The organism is Glycomyces salinus, assembly GCF_016428645.1.
Lineage (GTDB): Bacteria > Actinomycetota > Actinomycetes > Mycobacteriales > Micromonosporaceae > Glycomyces > Glycomyces salinus.
The window spans coordinates 1-17,681 of the sequence record NZ_JAELXW010000032.1 but is presented as its reverse complement, the minus strand read 5'-3'; the positions used below and the strand labels follow the sequence as shown (position 1 = coordinate 17,681).

Genomic DNA, 17,681 nt, shown 5'->3' with positions numbered 1-17,681 from the left:
GGATACGGGACCGGTCCGCCCATATTGGGGTGGTTCTCACCCCGATGCAGGAGGCCCCCCGTTGCACCAGCCCCAAGACGGCCGATGGCGGCAGCCGCCCTATCCGTACGCGCCCCGGTTCCGGCCGCCGCACAGGCCCCGGAGCCGGATCTGGATCGCCTATCTCGCCGCAGGTGTCTTCGCCGTCACGGCGACGGTGTTCGCCCTGGCGCCGAGGAGCGCAGACGTGGGGCAGATCGACTCCGACCCGGCCGCCGCGTTCGACGGGGCCTCCGCGATCGACTTGGCCTACACCTACATCGCCCCCGACGGCTCCGAGATCAACGGCTGGTTCTCGGTCACCGATGACGGATACGCCGTCGGCACGGTCGACGACCGGCTCGGCGGGAGCGCGGAGCTCCACGTGACACCGGAGTCGTCCGCGGTCCTCGGCGACCAGGACTGGTGGGCGCGGCGGTCCCCGGCCCAGGCCGGAGAGCTGGAGGGGACCTGGGTGCGGCCCGACGAGGGCACGGCCTTCCCGCTCGACGTCTCAGGCGGCCTCGCCCCCGAAGCGGTGGCGGACTTGATCCGCGCCATCGACGCCGAAGGGACCGAAGTCGATACCCCCGCTGCCGGGACGATCACGACCACTTGGCAGGACTGGACCCTCGTGCGCACCGACACCGTTCCCAGCGAGGTGCTGTCGTTGGCCGGGCCGCTCGATTCCGATCTCATCGGGCGCCCGGCCGCGACGTCCGGCTCCTACGGGACCGAGACGGCCGATTGGGAAGGCGGCGAGGACGTGACCGTCACGCCGGCGCTGGCCGGGGCTCCCGGTTGGATGCGGCTCGTACCGGGTCCGGCGGGCCCGCAGACCGGGGAACTGGTCCGGTCCACCGCGCAGGAGACGAACAGCGGCGAGACGACTGCCGACACCGGGGGCGAGGAGCCCGAACCGCCCCCGGCCCAGTCCAACGTCGAACCCGTATGGCCCGCTTTCCAGGCGACGATCAACGCCACCGACTGCTGGAGCTCGACCTGTTCATGGTCGGCGACGGTCGAGAACGTCGGGACCGGCCCCGGCGAGGCGCTGGTGACCGCGAGTGTCACTCCCGGCACGTCGCCCGTGAACCAGGATCTCGGCACCATCCAGCCGGGAAGCTCGGCGTCGACCACCACGATGAGCTTCGGCAACCCGGCCCCGACACCCGCGCCGGGCCAGACCACCGAGATCACGGTCGCGTACGCGGTCATCGTGTACTCGCCCCAACTCGGCGGCGGCGACCAGGGCAAGTACATGGATCTGCTCGACAAGCTGGGCGGCCAGGCCAAGCAGCCCGCGCTCGACCGGATTCTGGGGAAGGTCGCCCCCGTCCTGGCGTCCGGCCTGGTCGACACGCTCTCCCGGATGATCGACTCCGGCATCGACCCGGACGCGGCCCTCGACGCGGCGGACGCGGCGACCGAGGCGGCCCCCGCCGAGGGCGAGTACGCCGACCTGCCCACGCTCAACCGCCTGGCCCAGGCCGGCGACCGCTTCCGGGGATGGGATGCGCTCGCCGACGTGTTGGCCGCTTCGGATCCGGCTCTACTGGCCGCCTACCAGCCGGCTCTGGAGGCCGCCGCAGCCGCGCTCGCCGATCCCGCCGCACCGACGGTCACGCTCCTGCCGAACGAGCAGGGCACCGTCTCGGACGCCGTCCTTCTCAGCGACTTCCCCGAGCCCGAACCGACCCGCTGCACGGGCATCGTCTCCGTACCCGACGCGGATCTGGCCGCCGCAGCGGAACGGGCCGCCGCCAACGCAAGCGGCACCGGCGAGGACTGCACCGTCTACACGCGATTGATCGTCCCCAACACGAACCGGCACCTGTGGAACGCGGCCGCACCCGCGCTCCAGCCCGAACTGCAATCGATCGCAGAACAGTCCTGCACCGGCGGTGATCCCCAGATCGCGAACGTCACCGTCGCCACCGGACGCGGCACCTACGAGTGGCCGGGGGCGTCGCTGTGCAATTCACTGATCCGGCCGACCATGGACGAGATCATCGAGCATCTCAACGGCTTCGGCCTCCCCGAGGAGTACCTTGCCGACATGGAGGCGAAGGGACTCATCACCACTGACGCCACCGGCGCCATCACCGCCGTCAACTGGAAAGACCCCGACAAGCCTTGCAGCCCCTGGGTCACCCACGGAGGCGCCACCGAGATGACCGCGAGCAGCCCCGGCTATTCGGACGGCCCCAGGGCCCACTACGGCGCCGCCTACCTGTGCGCGCCGCTGAACAAGGGCACCGCCGCCGGAAACCAGGTCTTGTGGGACTGGCCCACCGCGGCGAGCAACGCGCACGCCAAGGACAACCAGTCCCTGTTCCACCGGTGCCACCTGGTCGCCAACGACCTCGACGGGCTCGGCGCGACCGACGCCGACGTTGGAAACCTCGTCACCTGCTGGCGCAACACCAACTTCACGATGAAGGAATCCGAGCAGGCCGCCAAACGCGCGGTCAAAACCCGGGCCAAGGAGCACCTGTTCTACCTGGCAGTGCCGCAGTACAACGGCCCCGACGGCGAACTCAGCGGCATCCGCATCACCGTCGTCGGAGACCAGGGCTATTGGGACGACACCTGCTACTCCAACGAGCCACTCGCGACCACAGTGCTCTTCGCGGCCTGCTGAGGGTCGACGGCGTCATCACCGTCTTCGGAATTCAAGGCCGACCGGACCGTCAGCCCAAGGCCGCCTTGATGGTCGCGTCCTCCCCGTTCAACTCCGCCAAGTGCACGACGGCCCCGCCGGGCTCGGGTTCCGGCGGGGCTTCGCCGTTCTCGGCGCATGAGAGGCTTCCGCCGCCGTCGGCGCGGACGACCAGGGTGCAATCGGCGTGGTGAAGCAGGCCGCCGCCACCGCCCATGCCGGTCGGTTCGGTCAGGTCCACCATGACGCCGTTCTCTTCGACTGCGGCCGCGACCGTCCATTCGCCGTCGGCGCCGGTGATGGGGAACTCGACCGAACCGGCGAAAGAAACCTCGCATGCGCCGTCGCCGCATGGCTCGTGGCCGCTGGCGTCCGACCCCTCCGAAGCTTCCGAGGTCGTGGGAGCGGGGTCGGGAGAGGGCGTAGGGGAGGCGGCGGTGGTGACGACGACGTCGGAAGGCTGCGCCGAGGTCTCGGCATCCGGCTCCGCGTCGGCGCCGCAACCGGCCACGGCAACGACCGTGAGCATCGCACCGGTTACCATGTGCCACTTACGGAATGCTCGGGAAGTCATCACGCGCTGATTCTAGACGGGCCCGAATGGCCGCAGTCGGTTCGGCGACTGAAATTGTCGGTGGTCGTCACTACGCTTGGGACACAAGTGGTGCCGAGCGTTTGGTAGGGCCCATGACAAGACCAACGGACGCAGAACCCGCAAGAGCCGAGCGATCCCCGGCATATCGCAAGGGCTTCAGTGACATGCCGCCCGAAGGCAAGGCGGCCGTGGTGATCCTGCGGGCGCAGGCGCTGCTCGGACTGCTCTGCTGCACGGGCCTGGGTTACGAGTCGCTGGCGGGATTGAGCAGTGCCCGGGACTCGTGGATCCAGATCCAGGCGAACCTCTCCGAGCATGTAGAAGTTCAAGCGCTCGTGGTGTCGTTCTTCGTGGGGCTGATGGGGGCGACGTTCTTCCGGACGCTGCTGTCCTACGAGATCGCCGCCGGTAGGCCGTGGGCGAGAAGGGCTTTGGTCGTGTTCGAGGTCGTCGGCATGGCCTTCGGCGTCGCGACCTGGCTCGTCGTGGCCACGACGACGGCCAATCCCGTCCTGACCAATGCGGTCATCATCGGTTCGAGTCCCGGGATGCTGACAGCCGCGACGCTGATCGGGCTGGTCCGCACCCGGGAGATGCGGCACTGGTGCCGAAACAGGCGGTAGTGTCCGGGGGTGCCGTTGCGGGCGAAGCCGTCCTCAGACGTGGTCCTCGAGTAGGGGCACCGTTTGCTCGCTGATGTCGGTGAGTATCGCCGCCGCGTCCTCGGCGGAGAGGTCCTCCTTTGGGACGCTGGTCGAAGCCTTGACTTCGAGGGCGCCTCGGACGAAATGGTATTCGACCTGGACGGAATAAGTGGATTCGTAGACGGTTCGGTATCCGGCGTCGCCGAATCCCACCAGATCGGTGACCGCGAAATCCGGGCTGTCCTCGAATCCTTCGCGTGAGACTTCCAGCGCACTCGCGGGTGTCTCCGAATCCTGCCAACCGTATGCGTAGACGCTCACTTCATCGGCGTCTTCAGTCGCGAACTCGCAACTCAAGGACGAGTATCCTTCGCCGGAGCTGGCAGCGGTGTAGTCGGCCGCCGGATCGTGCGCGGAGCCGAACGTCTCCTCGAACACCGTGAGGTCGAATGCCGCGCAGGTCTCCTCGGAGAACCCCGCCGATTCGCCGGACCCGCTCCCGGATTCCGAGGTGTCCTCGCTCTGAGCGTCGTCTGGCCCGCTCTCGCCTCCCCCGGCGACGTCGTCGGTGCCGCCCGCGGTCAGATGGGTGATGACCAGGATCGTCGTCAATACGATCGCCACCGATGCCACGGTCGCGCCACCGACGAGCCACAGATTCCGGCTCGGCGGTCGGAGCCGGGTGTTCGGGTCCTGCCCCGGGGCGGGCGGAAGGTACGACATTCGGAGGACTCCAGGCTTCGGCGACCGGTCCCGGTCAATATAGGAACTCGGCGCAATCTCAGGCGCAGAGACTGGAAGGGGCGGGCCGCGACTGCGCCACGGGGGACTGCGGCACTCGTTGCGGGCCTATCGGTAGCACCGTCCAGGTCCCACCGCCCCCGGGCGTCGCTCATCGCATCGGACGCCCGGGGACCCGTGCCCGCCGTCCGCTAGACGGGGTAGACCCAGTAGTACAACTCGTAGACCCAGCGGCCGTCCCGGTAGTCCTCCACGCACACGAAATCGGACCAGCCGTGGCTGGCGCCTACGTTGTAGCAGCGCGACAGGCTGGAATAGGCGCCGTAGTACTTCCAGCCGAGGGCCGATACCTCCGATGCCTCCGCCGAGGTCTGCGTCTCGGGACCGGCCTGGGCGGTTGCGGGGGCGGCGGCGAGCGTCACGGCGGCGGCCGCCATGACCGCCGCGGCTGCCAGTTGCTTTCTCATGGGAATCCGTCCTTTCCGGGTCTTCGATGTGCTCTTCGCTCATACTTTGGCGGGCCCGACTCCCGGTTCGCTCCCGTTCGGCTCCCCGTTCGATGGACCCCCCGTGTCGGCGGCACGTGCGAGACTGAGCGCGAGCGCAACTGTCAGGCCCCACCTTCGGAGCGGTGATGGAATTCCGATTGCTCGGCCCCGTCGAAGTGCTGCACGATGGTGCCCGCCTGCCGCTTCCCGGGCGCCACCTTCCGCGGGTCCTGACCGTCCTGCTCGATCAGGCCGACACCGTGGTCCCCTCGGAGCGTCTGGCCGCGGCGATGTGGGACGACCCTCCTCCGGAGACCGCGCGGCATCAGGTCCACAAGGCGGTCAGCGCGCTGCGTCGAACGCTCGGACCGGCCGGGGACCGGCTCGTCACCGTCGGCGAAGGGTACCGGCTCTGTATCTCGCCCGACGAGCTCGACCTGTCCCGCTGCCGGGTGCACGAGGACGCCGCCCGGCAGCACCGCCGGGAGGGCCGGCTCCGGGAGGCGCTTGACGAAATCGAGTCGGGCATCGCGTTGTGGCGCGGTGCGCCGCTCGCGGGACTGTCGGGCCGCCTGGTCGAGTCGATCGCCAGTCGATTGAAGGAACATCGGGTGTCGCTGTCCGAGCGTCGAGCCGATCTCAAGTTGGCACTCGGCGAGCACGGCGAGACCGTGCCGGAACTTCAGCAGCGGTGCGCCGAGCATCCTTTCCGGCAGCGATCGGTGGCGCAGCTGATGACGGCGCTGCACCGGTCCGGGCGCACCGCCGAAGCCCTTGAGACCTACGGCGAGCTCCGCGCTCGCCTGGCGGACGAGCTGGGTCTGGACCCGGACGACGAGCTGCAGTCGCTGCACCGGCGGATCCTGGGCAACGACCTTCCCGCACCGGACGCCGCCTCCGCTTCGCCGAATCCGCCGCCTCCCGCACAGCTGCCGGCCGACACCGGCCCGCTGACTGGCCGCCGAGTCGAGATCGAGACCCTCGACGAGATCCTGACGTCCTCTGATGTTCCGGTCGCCCTGTTGTCGGGACCGGGCGGGATCGGCAAGACCGCCTTGGCAATCCACTGGGGACGCCTCAACCGACGCCGGTTCGCCGACGGGCAGCTGTACCTCAACTTGCGGGGCTTCGACACCGCAACCCCACTCGAACCGCTCGCCGCCCTGCAAGCGATGCTCCGAACGCTCGGCCACCGGCCCGAATCGATCCCGTCCGATCCCGCCGAGGCCGCGGCACTGTATCGGTCGCTCCTGGCCGACCGCTCGATGCTCGTGGTACTCGACAACGCCCGCAACGAGGCCCAGGTCCGCCCACTGGTCCCGAGCGGCCCTGGCAGTGCCGCCATCGTCACCAGCCGGAACCAGCTGACCGGGCTCTGCGCCCTCGACGGGGCCCGGATGGTCCGGATCGGGCCCCTGGATCGGGACGCCTCGGTCCGGATTCTCTCCTCCCTGGTCGGCGACGATCGCCTCCGAGGCGATCGCGAAGACACCTCGCGCCTCGCCGAACTATGCGGCTACATACCGCTGGCGCTGCGGTTGGCCGGGACCAACCTCGCCTCGAACCCGCATCACTCCCCCGGCGATTTCATCGAGTTGCTCGAGGCCGAGGAGCACCGGATCGGCCTGCTGTCGATCGAGGGCGACCCGCAGGCCGCCGTCGCTGCCGCGTTCGAGCACTCCCTCACCGCGCTCGGGCCCGAGGCTCACCGCACGTGCCTCAGACTGGCGCTCGTTCCCGGGGAGGATTTCCCCGACGGACTGGCGCGAGCGATCATGGCGACCTCAGCCGCCGAGACGGATCGAGCGATGTCGACTCTCGTCCGCGGCCACCTGCTCGAGTGCCACCGGCCCGGACGGTTCCGATTCCACGATCTGATGAAGCTCTATGCCCGACAACGCGCGAAGGCCGAGCTCTCCGAGGAGCAGCGAACACACCTGGTCGATCGCTGCATCGACTGGTACATCGATAACCGGGACGGCGAGGAGTTCGGCAACGTTCTCGACGCCTGCCGGGCCTGGAGCGACGCTCCCGGGATCTGGAGGCTGGCGAACACACTGCGATTCTCTCTCATGGATGGATTTCGTATATTCGAGATCGGTGCGGCGGCGCAATTGGCGCTCGCGAACGCTGAGCGGCACCTGGACATCGAGGGCCAGGCACAGATGCACAGTTTGGCGGGCGCCTGCGCGAGCATCACCGGCGACCGTGAGACCGGCGCCCGTCATGGCAAGGCCGCAATCGACCTGATCGCCGAGCACGGCACCGGGGACGACTCGGGAAGGATCAGACTCAATTACGGAGCCAACCTCTGCCACGCCGGCAAAATGCGAGAGGCCGAACCGTACACCCGTGAAGCACTCATGGCCGCGACCGCTCAAGGCGACAAGCTCCTGCAGATGTTGTGCACGTCGAACCTAGGGGAGATTCAGCAGTGGCTCGGCCGGTTCGATGAGGCCGAGACTTCGCTGCTGGGAGCACTGGAGCTGGCAGCCGAGCTCGGCGAGCCGAGCGTCGCCTGGGGCCAATTGATCGATTTGTACGGCCAGACCGGGCAGTTCGACCAGGCTGAGCGAGTACTCGATGACGCGGAGAAGGCTCTCGAAGTCCTCGGCGAGTCACATTACGGCGCCAACCTGCGGCTGTCGGCCGGAGAGATGCTGCTCGCCGCGGGGAAGCCCGAGCGGGCGAAGGAAGCGCTCGAGTCGAGCATCGCACTCAGCAATCAGCTCGGTCAGAAATCGGAAGTGCTCCTGGCCCGATGTCGCCTCGCGCAGGTCGAGAGTGAACTCGGACGCCCCGAGGAGGGCATGGACGCGATCCGGAGTCTGCTGGAGGAGATCAACCGGGGAGACGACCCGGAACTCCAACTGGAGGCGTTCGACAACGCCTCCAGGGTCGCGCTGCGCCTGCCCGATCACGTCGCGGCGCGCGAGTTCGCGCTGCAGGCGTACCGAGGCTTCGAGTCCTTCGGATACCCGCACCGGCAAGCTCGTAGCCTTCTCGCCATGGCTCGCGCCGAAGCCGGGCTCGGGGCCGTCTCGACCGCACGCGAGCATGTCGACCAGGCTCTGCAGGTCCTGGTGGATGTGCGGGAGCTGCCCGAGCATGCCGAGGCCCGGGCGCTCTCCCGCGAACTGGATGCCGAGGCGTGAACGGCTACCAGTAGTACTCGGCCCGGTAGCAGGCCTCTTGCCGGTGTACGGAACTGACGCCGGATTCCTGAAGATGCCCTTCACAGGCGAGCCTGTTCCAGAATCCCCCTCGGGCTCCGGCCTCGCATCCGGCCCATGCCTGCGGCCCCGTGGTGTACCCCACCGAGTTCAGGTACACGATGCAATAGTCGGCATGCGCCGCGCCGAACTCGCCCTCGTCGACTTGTTGGGCTGAGGCGGGGGAGCCGAGAAGGACCCCGGCGCCGAGGGCGGCGCCCGCGAGGATCGCGCCCGCCGTCCGCTTCAGGCGCCCAGCAGCCGGGACCTGTTCCGAGTGCTCCTTGAAGCGGGTTCGATGGAAGAGTTTCATTCGGCCTCCTTCGTGTTCGTGGTGAATACAGATCCTGGACGAGGCCACTACCGGTTCACTCCCGATCCGCTCCCGACTCCCCTGAAGGGTCTCGAGGTCTCGGTCGGTGACCACTTAGGAGGCGACGCTCGGCCCGCGCAATCGAAGCAGTCGTGCGGTATCCGTGCGTGATTCGTGCGCGTTCCGTGCGCCGGTCCCACAGCATCAGAAGCAGTATCGGATTGGAGCAGCGAGTGAATCCTGATCCTTCTGCAGTGGAAGAGGCACGCGGATTTCGGGACATGCCCGGCGCGGGGAAGGGCGCCGTGGCCCTGATCTGGGTGCAGACCGGGCTGGTGGCCATTCTGCTGTGCCTGGGGCTGTCGGGGTCTCCCCCGGAGGAGATGCAGGTGCCGGAGAGCATGGGCGAGCTGATGCTCGTCGCCGCGGTGACGGTGGGGCTCGGCGGGTTCATCTTCGCGCTGTCGTTCCCGCTGATCTGGGGCAAGAACTGGGCGCGAATCGTGCTGATCCTCTACTACGCGATCCTGGCCGCCGCGGCGCTGGCCTCGATGGTCTCCCAGGGTACGAGCGGATCGGACTGGCGGAACCTCCTGCTCGGTTCGCTGGCGGTGCTGCTGCTGCTGAACCGGCGGCTCAAGACCTGGTGCACTCCCGGCGGCGCCGAGCGGTGAGCCGAACGGTCGGCGGCCGAATTCCCCGATGGCAAAGAGCCCAAGGGCTGTTCGCCGACTCGTGCATGAACCGTGCAGAAACCATGCCGGCTTGCCGCACACTCGTCCGGCAGAGGCGTCCGCCCGGAGAACCGCCGATTCTCCGGGCGGGCGGCTCGTCTTCTGAGAACTGATCGGAGAGCACGGCGTGAACGGCTTCGACGTCGACCCGGAGATGCTGCGCGGGCATGCGAACCACATCGACGACCTGGTCGACGAGTTCATACTCGCCGGCGATGCGATGAAGGAGGTCGCGCACGCCGACAACGCCTACGGCACGTTCTGCGAATGGATGCCGCCGATCCTGGCGGCCCGGGCCACCGAGCAGGACCGCATCCTCGGCAAGCTCGCGACGAACCTCCGCGAGATCGCCGGTGCCGTGCGCGACGCCGCCGACGACTACGAAGGGTCCGACGAGGACTCCAAGCTCATGTTCGACGACTTCGAGGAGCGCTGAGGTGGGCGAGGACTCACTGATCGCCCCGGTCGAGGACTCCCACACCTGGTTGACCGGCAACTACCTGTGGGACGACACGAAGGCGCTGATCGACGCGATCGAATCCGGCGACTGGAAGGACCAGGCCCTGACCGGGACCGTCGCGGCGCTGGACTTGATCTCAGTGGTCCTGGACCCGCTCGGCAGCGTCATCGAGCTGGGCATCTCCTGGCTGATGGAGCAGATCGAACCGGTTCGCCAGTGGCTCGACGAGCTCACCGGCGACGCCGACGTCATCGCCTCCCATGTGGAGACCTGGAAGAACATCGCCGAGCAGAAGCTGGAATGGGCCGAACGCCTCCGCTCGGCGGTCGAGGACGACCTGGGCGAGTGGCGGGGCGCGGCGGCCGACGCCTACCGCGAGAAGATCCAGCACGGCGTCAACGCCGCGGCCGGGCTGGCCGGGACCGCGTACGCCATCGCCGCGGCCACCGAGGCCGCCGGTGTCCTGGTCGCCACCACGCGAGACATCGTGCGCGACCTCATCGCCAACCTGGCGGCGACCCTCATGGCGCGGCTGCCCTCGTGGATCGCCCAGGAGGCGGTCACGATGGGCGGGGCCACACCGGCAGTGGCCGCACAGATCATCGGATGGATCGCCGGAACCCTCGGCCGCATCATCTCCTATTCGACGGCGCTGTACGAGAGCCTCACGGCCCTCAAGCGGCTCATGGAGTGGTGACTCCGATGGTTCGCACCCGCAAACCCGGTGGCGGAGACGGCGATTCCGGCGGCGGCAGGAAGGGCGGGCACGGCGGTGTGCTGTCCAACACGGCCGAGGCCCAGGCGCGCGCCGAGGCCGAGGTGGACGCCTTGTCGGTGGGCCGCGGGAATTCCGGCGGCCGCGCCATATCGCGGGCCCCGAAGGGGCCGGCGGCGCACCGCGAACTGCTGCCTCCGAACATGAAGCGCCACGACCTGAACCGGATCACGCCGAAGACCCACGCGCAGAAGTCGAACTCGGTGGTCCAACCCGATGTGGACATGGACGCCGACATCGAGGCGATCCGGCGCGGGGAGGCGAATTGGAATCCGGACAAGCACGAGTACGAGGTCAACGGCCGGACGTACAAGGTGGAGAACACCGGCTCCGACAGTCTGCGGACCTACCCGACCGGGGGGCTCGGCGTGCACAACCTCAACCAGCTCGAATACCGGCTGCTGCAATCTATGATCAAGAACGGCGGCGACACCGACGCGGCCTGGGAGCAGAACCGCCGCAATCCGAACGTGACGACGGAGCGGTGGAACGCCGCGCTCAATGCGTTCAGCCACCACAAGAGCTACAAGGGATAGCGGGGCCGAGATGGAGTCGATGATCTACTTCTACGAGCAGCCGGACCCGCGCCGGCTCGCCGACACCGTGGCGGCCGTGTACTCGATACCCAGGGACCTGATCGGCGTGGTCGTGAACGGGAACCCGCTTCCCGGGACCGTCGACCGCCCGATCGCGCAGGTCACGTTCAATCCGGAGACCGAGGTCGAGTCGGCGATCCTGGAGACCGGCGACCGCTTCTCCGAGACCACCGGGGTCCGGTCGGAACTGGAACTCGCCCTGGAACTGTGCCGGGCCATGGAGACCGCTGCGGTCTACAGCGCGCCGGGGCTGCCCGAGGACCACTGGATGCTCGTCACCGCGGCCGGGGGCCACGGCGAAGTCGCGGTGGACCCCGACGAGAGTGACGAGGGCAGAATCCGAATCGTCGGGCTGCGCCATCCGATCGAGGGCGCCCCGGACGTCCCCGTCCTCTGACCGAACCGGGAGTCACCGCCATGCCGATGCTCTATCCTCGCCGCTCGGGCAAGGTCAACAGCCCTCTGGCCCTGATGCTGCTGGGCCTGCCTCTGGTGGTGCTCGGGATCGGCGTTCTTCCGCTGACGCTGCCGTCGGCGCTGGCCGAGGAGCGCGCCTACCTGGAGGCTCCGCCGTGCCCGGATTCGGTCGCCGACTTGAGCGAGGCCGACGAGTGCCGCGAACGCGCGGAGGCGGCCGTCGTCGACAAGGAGGTGCGGGGCAGCGGCGACGACAAGCGCTACTTCGTGGCGTTCGACGTCGACGGCGACCACTACCGGGTGCGGCTCGCCAGCGGCCAGTCCGACATCGACGAATTCGAAGTGGGCGACCAGGTCACCCTCACCGCCTGGCGCGGTCGGATCCGGGAGGTCGTCACCGCCGGCGGCGAGTCGGTGCGGCTCTCCGACACTCCGGTCGGCGCCTACAAGGTGCCGCTGATGGGCGCGGTCGGCCTGCTGTCGTTGGGTTTCTCCCTGCTCTGGATGGCCCGCTTCGAGTGGCGGCTGAAGCGCTTCGGCCGCAGCATCGAATCCTTGGGGAACTGGACCGGAACGGTCCCGGCGATGACGGCCATCGTCTATGCGATCGTCGCCATGATCCCGATCGCCGCCCCGCCTGTCCTCACGGCTTCGCTCATCGCCTTGGCCTGCACGACCGCGGGCATGGTGCTGGTGGGCGCGCTGCTGTGGCGGCGGCAGCGCCGCAAGGCCGAGCGCCGGTCGGCGCGGCTGCTGTCCCAGACGTGGGTGAGCCCTCCGGAGGCCGAGACGATGCTGCCGGCGCGGGTCCTGGGCGAGGTGCCATACAGCCGGGAGGGCGACGGCTACCTGGTCGTCGGCCCGGCGGGCCTGGCGGCGGCCTCCGATCCCGGAGGCGTGGCCCGTCGGACCCGGCCCTTTCCACCCCTGACCTTCGTCCGCCTCCACCCCGCGCGGCGAGGGGACCGACGCTGCGGCGGGCTCCACGACCCGCTGCTGGTGGAGTGCCGGGACGGCGCCAGGGAGGTCCTGATCGCCGCGAACCGGGAGCACGTCCCGTGGGTCCTGGGAGGATTGCGGTTCCAACCGCGGCCCTGACCCCGCCGAGGCGCGTGCCGCTCCGGCCGGTTCGAGATTTTTAGCAACTTCTGGTTGCACATTGCCCCGAAGGACGCTAAGCTAATACGCAACCAAAGGTTGCATTAGCGAGGAGGACTCATGGAGTACGCGAGCATCGAGCGCGAGATTCACATCGACGCTTCACCGGAGGTCGTGTTCGACGTCGTCAGCCGGCCCGAGCACATCCGCGAGTGGTGGGACGCCGAGACCGCGATCGAACCCGAGCCCGGCTCGACCGGTCAACTGGTGTGGGAGGACGGCATGACCGTCCCCATCACCGTCGTGGCCGCCGACCCGCCGCGGAACTTCACGTTCCGTTGGACCCAGCCCGAAGGCGAATCCGCGACCGAGGGCAACTCGCTGCTGGTCACCTTCGAGCTCGTCCCGTCCGGTTCCGGCACGACCCTCAAGATGACCGAGACCGGCTTCCGCGAACGCGGCTGGGAGATCGCCGCCCTGGAAGAGCAGTACCGGGAGCACGTGACCGGCTGGGACCTCTTCGTGCCCCGCATCAAGGAGCGCGCCGAACAGGTGGGAACCGGGCGATGACCACCGCGACCGACGACGAACTCTGGTCGGCGATCGGAGACCCGACCCGCCGACGACTGCTCGACCTGCTGCTGGAGTCCCCGGCACGCACCGCCACCGCGCTCAGCGACCGCCTGCCGGTGACCCGGCAGGCGGTGTCCAAGCACCTCGGCGTCCTCGACCGCGTCGGACTCGTCGAAGCCACCGAGGTCGGACGGGAGAAGCGCTACCGGGTCGACCAGGCCCAACTCGAACGCGCCGCGGCACAGCTCCAAGCGGCCGGCGAAGCCTGGGACGCCCGCCTTCGGCGCATCAAGAAAATCGCCGAGGCCATCGAGCGACAACCGTGACGGCGATTCGGCCGATCCCGGGTCGAGTCGAGAACGAACAGCGAAAATGTCAGCCACATCCGCTCCGCGAGGAGCACGAGCCGACATCCGTACTACAAGATTAGGAAGAGATCATGGTCGACATCCTGCACCGAGTGGGCATCACCGAACCGCAAGCGGCGGTCTACCGCGCGCTGACCGACATCGACGGCCTGTCCGGCTGGTGGACGAGGGACACCACCGGCGACGGCGCGCCCGGCGGCGTCATCAAGTTCCGCTTCGAGGGCGCGCCCGAACCCGGCGGCTTCGACATGCGGGTCCTGGAAGCCACGCCCGACGAGCGCGTCCGCTGGGAGGTGATCGACGGACCCGAGGAGTGGATCGGCACCACGATCGAATGGGACCTGAGCACCGACGGCGAGTACACGATCGTCATGTTCGCCCACCGCGGCTGGCGTGAACCGGTGGAGTTCATGCACCACTGCAGCACCAAGTGGGCACTGTTCCTGATGAGCCTCAAGCAGCTCTTGGAGTCCGGCAAGGGCGCCCCGGCCCCGAACGACGTCAAGATCGACAACTTCAACTGACCGACGTGGTCAAAACGTGAAGCAGCCGCTCTGCGTACTTTGCCCGATGAGGGAGCAAAGGTACCGAGCGGCTGCTTCACGCTGCGGCACGCCTCAGACCTGGGAGCACGCGGCGGGGCCTTTGGGAACCGACGAATCGTCGTGCCGCACTAGAGGCGTGCGTCACTCGTGCGGCATCCGTGCGACGGTCCGGGAAGATCAAAGAGCCTCGAATTCGAGCGAGGTCCGATTCCCCCACACCGCGGACACGGCACTCGAAGGGACGACTATGGCGGCTCTTCGTTTCTCGGCGGACATTCGACCGGGACCGGCGACTGCGTCGTGTCCGACGAGAGAAAGGTAATCGCATGACAAGACGATCTACCAAGAGCCCCGGTCTTCGGCGCCGGCTGGCCGTCCGAGGCGTCGTCATCACCTCGGCACTGGCGGCATCCCTGGCCCTCGCCGCTCCGGCCCAGGCCAGGACCTACGAAGGCTGGCCCGCGACCTGCTCCTCAGACCGCAAGGTCGTGACCGTCAGCCAAAACACGGTAGGGAACTACGCCCACACACACTTTCCCACCAGCGGATCGGCGAAGACCAGTTCCGGACTGGCCATGTCGCCGACAACGATCAAAGTGACCTTCGGATGGTCGAAACTTCGCAAATTCACGATCACCGCAGCCGATTTCAGGGGCATCAACGTGGAGTGCTGGAAGAAGTAGTTCTTCGGCCCTCTCGGTGATCGAGCCGAGATCGCATGACCCAGTTGCGAAGGTGTGCCTACTGGGAGGTCCCGGCAACCCTGACATCCACACCGATCTCTGTCAAAGGAAGGAAATCGCATGTCAAATCGAACTCCCAAGAAATCCAATGCACTGCGGCGCTTCACCGTCGGAGCGACCTCGATCGGGGCGGCCGTCGCTCTGAGCCTGGCCGCGGCGGCCCCCGCCCAAGCCAAGGACGACGGGGGCGGCCCGGTCACCTGCGGAATCGGCCAGACCGTGACCGTCTACAGCACCGGCACCGTCGGCAACTGGAACCACCTGGCGGCGGACGGGTACGACCACGTGCGTCGCTCGGGCACGACCTCCACCCCGACGACCGTCTACACGCGTACGACCTTCAACTCGATCTCGAACTGGCGGGTCTCGGCGGACGACTTCACCAGAGCGGGAGCACGCTGTCAGTGAGGTCCGGTAGTTCCAAGCCGCTGAGCACGGCCGTTCCGGCCGTGCTCAGCGGACTCCTGCTGCTGCCGGCCTGCTCCGATGGCGAATCGGAGTCGCCCGGCGAGAACGCGTCGGATTACATGCCGCTCATGTCGAACCTGGAGGCCGGGGAGATCATGCAGGATTGCATGACCGAGCACGGTTGGGAGGTCGAACTCAACGAGTTCAACGAGATCGAATCGAGTCACGAAGAGGCGCAGGCCGACCAGTACCAGGCCGACCTGGAGTCCTGCTGGGCCGAGCATGGGTTCGACAAACCTCCGCCGCCGATGGACCGCGACACCGCCGGGGAGTTCTTCGACCTCGTGGTGGAGTCGGCCGGATGCCTCGAAGACCTCGGCTACTCGATATCAGAACCGCCGGGCCGCGAGGACTACATCGAAGCCCTGGTCTCCACCAACGGTGCGATCTGGGACCCCTACGCCGACATCGTCGAGTCGACAACACCCGAGGAATGGGACGAGGCCAGGCGATCGTGTCCACAGCCCGAACGCCCCGACCTCGACGAGTAACAAGCCCGCAATTCCCACGCGGCCTCGGCCTGGGGATCGGCCCGATTGCGCCCGGCGCGACCGACTTCACTGTCGAACATCGTTTCGGGCAACGGCCGGTGAGACCGTTCGCATGGATAATGAGGCCATGGTGTCGACCTCGCCTCTCCCGCCGTGGCCGTCCACGCCGCCTGGGCACGGTGGAGTCGTGCTCCGCAGGCCGCGTGAGGACGACGTCGCCATGGCCCGGGAACTCGCGACCGACGCCTACGTTCCCACGATCGGCACGCTGCCGCTGCATGCCGATGACGAGGAGGCCCTGGCGTGGCTACGTCGGCAGTTCGTGCGTTATGACGAGGGTGTTGGATTCTCCTTTGCGATCGCTGAAGCCGGAACCGATGCGGCGGTCGGCCAATGCGGGCTCTGGCTCAGGGAACTCGAGGCCGGTCGGGCGACGGCCGGGTACTCGATCATGCCTTCCGCCCGCGGGCGCGGATTCGCCGCCGACGCGCTTTCCGCGCTCAGCGCCTTCGGATGGACGGTGCCGGGACTGTTCCGGATCGCGCTGTACATCGAGCCTTGGAACGTCGGTTCGATAAGGACTGCCGAGCGTGCCGGCTACGATCGCGAGGGTCTCTTGCGAAGCCATCAGGCAATAGGCAAGGTCCGTCGAGACATGCTGCTGTACGCGGCCATCCGCCCCACCGAAGTTTGACAGGCAACGGCTTGGGACGCTTGGCTTGCTGCCGGTGGCCGCCTATTGTCAGACCAACCTCACGCCTCGCCGCCCCACACCGCTGTCTGGGAAATCGCAATCAGCGACCTCGAGGCCGTCGTACGGGTAGTGCTCGCCGGCGAGGGCTTTGACGGCGCCCGTGGCAAAAGGGGACCCCCGGCTGCGGGAAAGCGGCTCCGCCGCCTGGCACGCCGACGGACGTCGAGTCGGCCGACCATCCCGAATGTCACCGGCCGGGTTCATGATCGACCGATGAGTGATCTTCCGCCGTACTGGCCGGCGACCGAGGACCGTCGGTTCCCGTGGCCGCGCGACCCGTTCGATGCGCCCATGCGCGATCGGCTCGGGCGCATCGCGGCCTCGGCTCCAGGCCGATTGACAGCGGTGTCCCGATCGGCCGCGCTGCTCCACGGTGTCGAAACGCTGCCTCCGGGTATCGAGGCCACTGCCTGGCCGATCGAGTTCGCCGTCACCGATCACGCTGCCGCCTGCGCTCTCCCGGCGGAGGTCAGAGTGCACCGGTGGCGCCTGCCCGAGGACCAGTGCGTCCGCATCGACGGTATCCGGGTCACCGACCTGGACCGGACCCTGATCGACTGCGCTCGGATGCTGCCGCGTCTGGAGGCCCAAGCGGCAGTCGATCAGCTCATCCGCCGCGGCGCCCGCCTCGGGGCGGCCCGAACGGTCGCCGATGGATCGCGATGGCATTCGACCCAAGTACGGTCGCTCCGTTCGATCCTCGACGATGCCGATGGACGCGCCGAATCGCCGATGGAGTCGTGGTGCCGCCGGCTGATCCTCGATGCCGGGCTGCCGACCCCGCGCCCGCAGACGCCGGTGCGGCTGGGCGATGGCCGCCTGGTCCGTTTGGACCTGGGTTCGAGGAGTTCAGGGTCGGCGCTGAGTATGACGGCATGCGTCACCACTCGGCCCCGGCCGACATCGCTCACGATCGTCGACGACGCGCGTGTATCGCCCAGGCGGGATGGCGGTTGGTCGTGTTCGGTTCCGGTCGTGTCATCGCC

General features: G+C 68.1%; 20 protein-coding genes and 1 pseudogene. 17 read left to right on the top strand and 4 right to left on the bottom strand.

Annotation, left to right across the window (positions count from 1 at the left end):
* Positions 1-61: 61 nt before the first annotated feature.
* Positions 62-2,662, top strand: a complete 2,601-nt coding sequence (locus JFB92_RS10985; protein WP_199038057.1) for a hypothetical protein — start codon at positions 62-64, stop codon at positions 2,660-2,662.
* A 49-nt stretch (positions 2,663-2,711) separates the two neighbouring features.
* Here the strand turns inward: JFB92_RS10985 and JFB92_RS10980 are convergent, their stop codons facing one another.
* Positions 2,712-3,209 carry a hypothetical protein gene (locus JFB92_RS10980; protein ID WP_199038055.1) on the bottom strand — a complete coding sequence of 166 codons (498 nt, stop codon included), beginning with the start codon at positions 3,207-3,209 and terminating at the stop codon, positions 2,712-2,714.
* 230 nt (positions 3,210-3,439) lie between these two features.
* Here JFB92_RS10980 and JFB92_RS10975 point away from each other — a divergent pair, with 230 nt between their 5' ends.
* Entirely contained in the window at positions 3,440-3,898 is a 459-nt protein-coding gene (locus JFB92_RS10975; protein WP_199038053.1) for a hypothetical protein, read from the top strand.
* A 33-nt stretch (positions 3,899-3,931) separates the two neighbouring features.
* Here the strand turns inward: JFB92_RS10975 and JFB92_RS10970 are convergent, their stop codons facing one another.
* Both JFB92_RS10970 and JFB92_RS10965 read right to left on the bottom strand, forming a co-directional pair.
* Positions 3,932-4,543, bottom strand: coding sequence for a hypothetical protein (locus JFB92_RS10970; protein ID WP_199038051.1), 612 nt, complete (start codon positions 4,541-4,543; stop codon positions 3,932-3,934).
* A gap of 308 nt (positions 4,544-4,851) precedes the next feature.
* Complete coding sequence (locus JFB92_RS10965; RefSeq protein ID WP_199038049.1) at positions 4,852-5,127, bottom strand: hypothetical protein; 276 nt, start codon at positions 5,125-5,127, stop codon at positions 4,852-4,854.
* A gap of 167 nt (positions 5,128-5,294) precedes the next feature.
* Between JFB92_RS10965 and JFB92_RS10960 the strand changes: the two genes are divergently transcribed.
* A complete protein-coding gene (locus tag JFB92_RS10960; protein ID WP_199038047.1) occupies positions 5,295-8,303 on the top strand; it encodes an AfsR/SARP family transcriptional regulator in 3,009 nt (1,002 codons plus the stop codon).
* Positions 8,304-8,307: 4 nt separating this feature from the next.
* Here the strand turns inward: JFB92_RS10960 and JFB92_RS10955 are convergent, their stop codons facing one another.
* Positions 8,308-8,673, bottom strand: a complete 366-nt coding sequence (locus JFB92_RS10955; RefSeq protein WP_199038039.1) for a hypothetical protein — start codon at positions 8,671-8,673, stop codon at positions 8,308-8,310.
* Positions 8,674-8,927: 254 nt separating this feature from the next.
* Between JFB92_RS10955 and JFB92_RS10950 the strand changes: the two genes are divergently transcribed.
* The 14 genes and pseudogenes from JFB92_RS10950 to JFB92_RS10885 form a co-directional block, all read left to right on the top strand.
* A complete protein-coding gene (locus JFB92_RS10950; protein WP_199038037.1) occupies positions 8,928-9,347 on the top strand; it encodes a hypothetical protein in 420 nt (139 codons plus the stop codon).
* 187 nt (positions 9,348-9,534) lie between these two features.
* Positions 9,535-9,843, top strand: coding sequence for a type VII secretion target (locus JFB92_RS10945; protein ID WP_199038035.1), 309 nt, complete (start codon positions 9,535-9,537; stop codon positions 9,841-9,843).
* Position 9,844: 1 nt separating this feature from the next.
* On the top strand, positions 9,845-10,564 hold the full coding sequence (locus tag JFB92_RS10940) for a hypothetical protein (protein WP_199038033.1): 720 nt from the start codon (positions 9,845-9,847) through the stop codon (positions 10,562-10,564).
* A 5-nt stretch (positions 10,565-10,569) separates the two neighbouring features.
* Positions 10,570-11,178: a hypothetical protein gene (locus JFB92_RS10935; protein WP_199038031.1), complete on the top strand. Its 609-nt coding sequence runs from the start codon at positions 10,570-10,572 to the stop codon at positions 11,176-11,178.
* Positions 11,179-11,188: 10 nt separating this feature from the next.
* Complete coding sequence (locus tag JFB92_RS10930; protein ID WP_199038029.1) at positions 11,189-11,635, top strand: hypothetical protein; 447 nt, start codon at positions 11,189-11,191, stop codon at positions 11,633-11,635.
* Between the two features lie 20 nt (positions 11,636-11,655).
* Positions 11,656-12,753 carry a hypothetical protein gene (locus JFB92_RS10925; RefSeq protein ID WP_199038027.1) on the top strand — a complete coding sequence of 366 codons (1,098 nt, stop codon included), beginning with the start codon at positions 11,656-11,658 and terminating at the stop codon, positions 12,751-12,753.
* Between the two features lie 120 nt (positions 12,754-12,873).
* On the top strand, positions 12,874-13,323 hold the full coding sequence (locus JFB92_RS10920; RefSeq protein ID WP_199038025.1) for an SRPBCC domain-containing protein: 450 nt from the start codon (positions 12,874-12,876) through the stop codon (positions 13,321-13,323).
* Entirely contained in the window at positions 13,320-13,652 is a 333-nt protein-coding gene (locus JFB92_RS10915) for an ArsR/SmtB family transcription factor (RefSeq protein ID WP_199038017.1), read from the top strand. Before JFB92_RS10920 ends, JFB92_RS10915 begins: the two co-directional genes overlap by 4 nt.
* A 113-nt stretch (positions 13,653-13,765) precedes the next feature.
* Positions 13,766-14,218 (top strand): SRPBCC family protein, encoded by a 453-nt coding sequence (locus tag JFB92_RS10910; RefSeq protein WP_199038015.1) that lies wholly within the window; start codon positions 13,766-13,768, stop codon positions 14,216-14,218.
* A gap of 347 nt (positions 14,219-14,565) precedes the next feature.
* Positions 14,566-14,922 (top strand): hypothetical protein, encoded by a 357-nt coding sequence (locus tag JFB92_RS10905; RefSeq protein WP_199038013.1) that lies wholly within the window; start codon positions 14,566-14,568, stop codon positions 14,920-14,922.
* A gap of 120 nt (positions 14,923-15,042) precedes the next feature.
* Positions 15,043-15,390, top strand: a complete 348-nt coding sequence (locus tag JFB92_RS10900) for a hypothetical protein (protein ID WP_199038011.1) — start codon at positions 15,043-15,045, stop codon at positions 15,388-15,390.
* A complete protein-coding gene (locus tag JFB92_RS10895) occupies positions 15,387-15,941 on the top strand; it encodes a hypothetical protein (RefSeq protein ID WP_199038009.1) in 555 nt (184 codons plus the stop codon). The genes JFB92_RS10900 and JFB92_RS10895 overlap by 4 nt, the downstream gene beginning before the upstream one ends.
* Positions 15,942-16,053: 112 nt before the next feature.
* Positions 16,054-16,635, top strand: coding sequence for a GNAT family N-acetyltransferase (locus tag JFB92_RS10890; RefSeq protein WP_307789110.1), 582 nt, complete (start codon positions 16,054-16,056; stop codon positions 16,633-16,635).
* A 351-nt stretch (positions 16,636-16,986) separates the two neighbouring features.
* Positions 16,987-17,681, top strand: a pseudogene (locus tag JFB92_RS10885) (hypothetical protein); the annotation flags it as partial.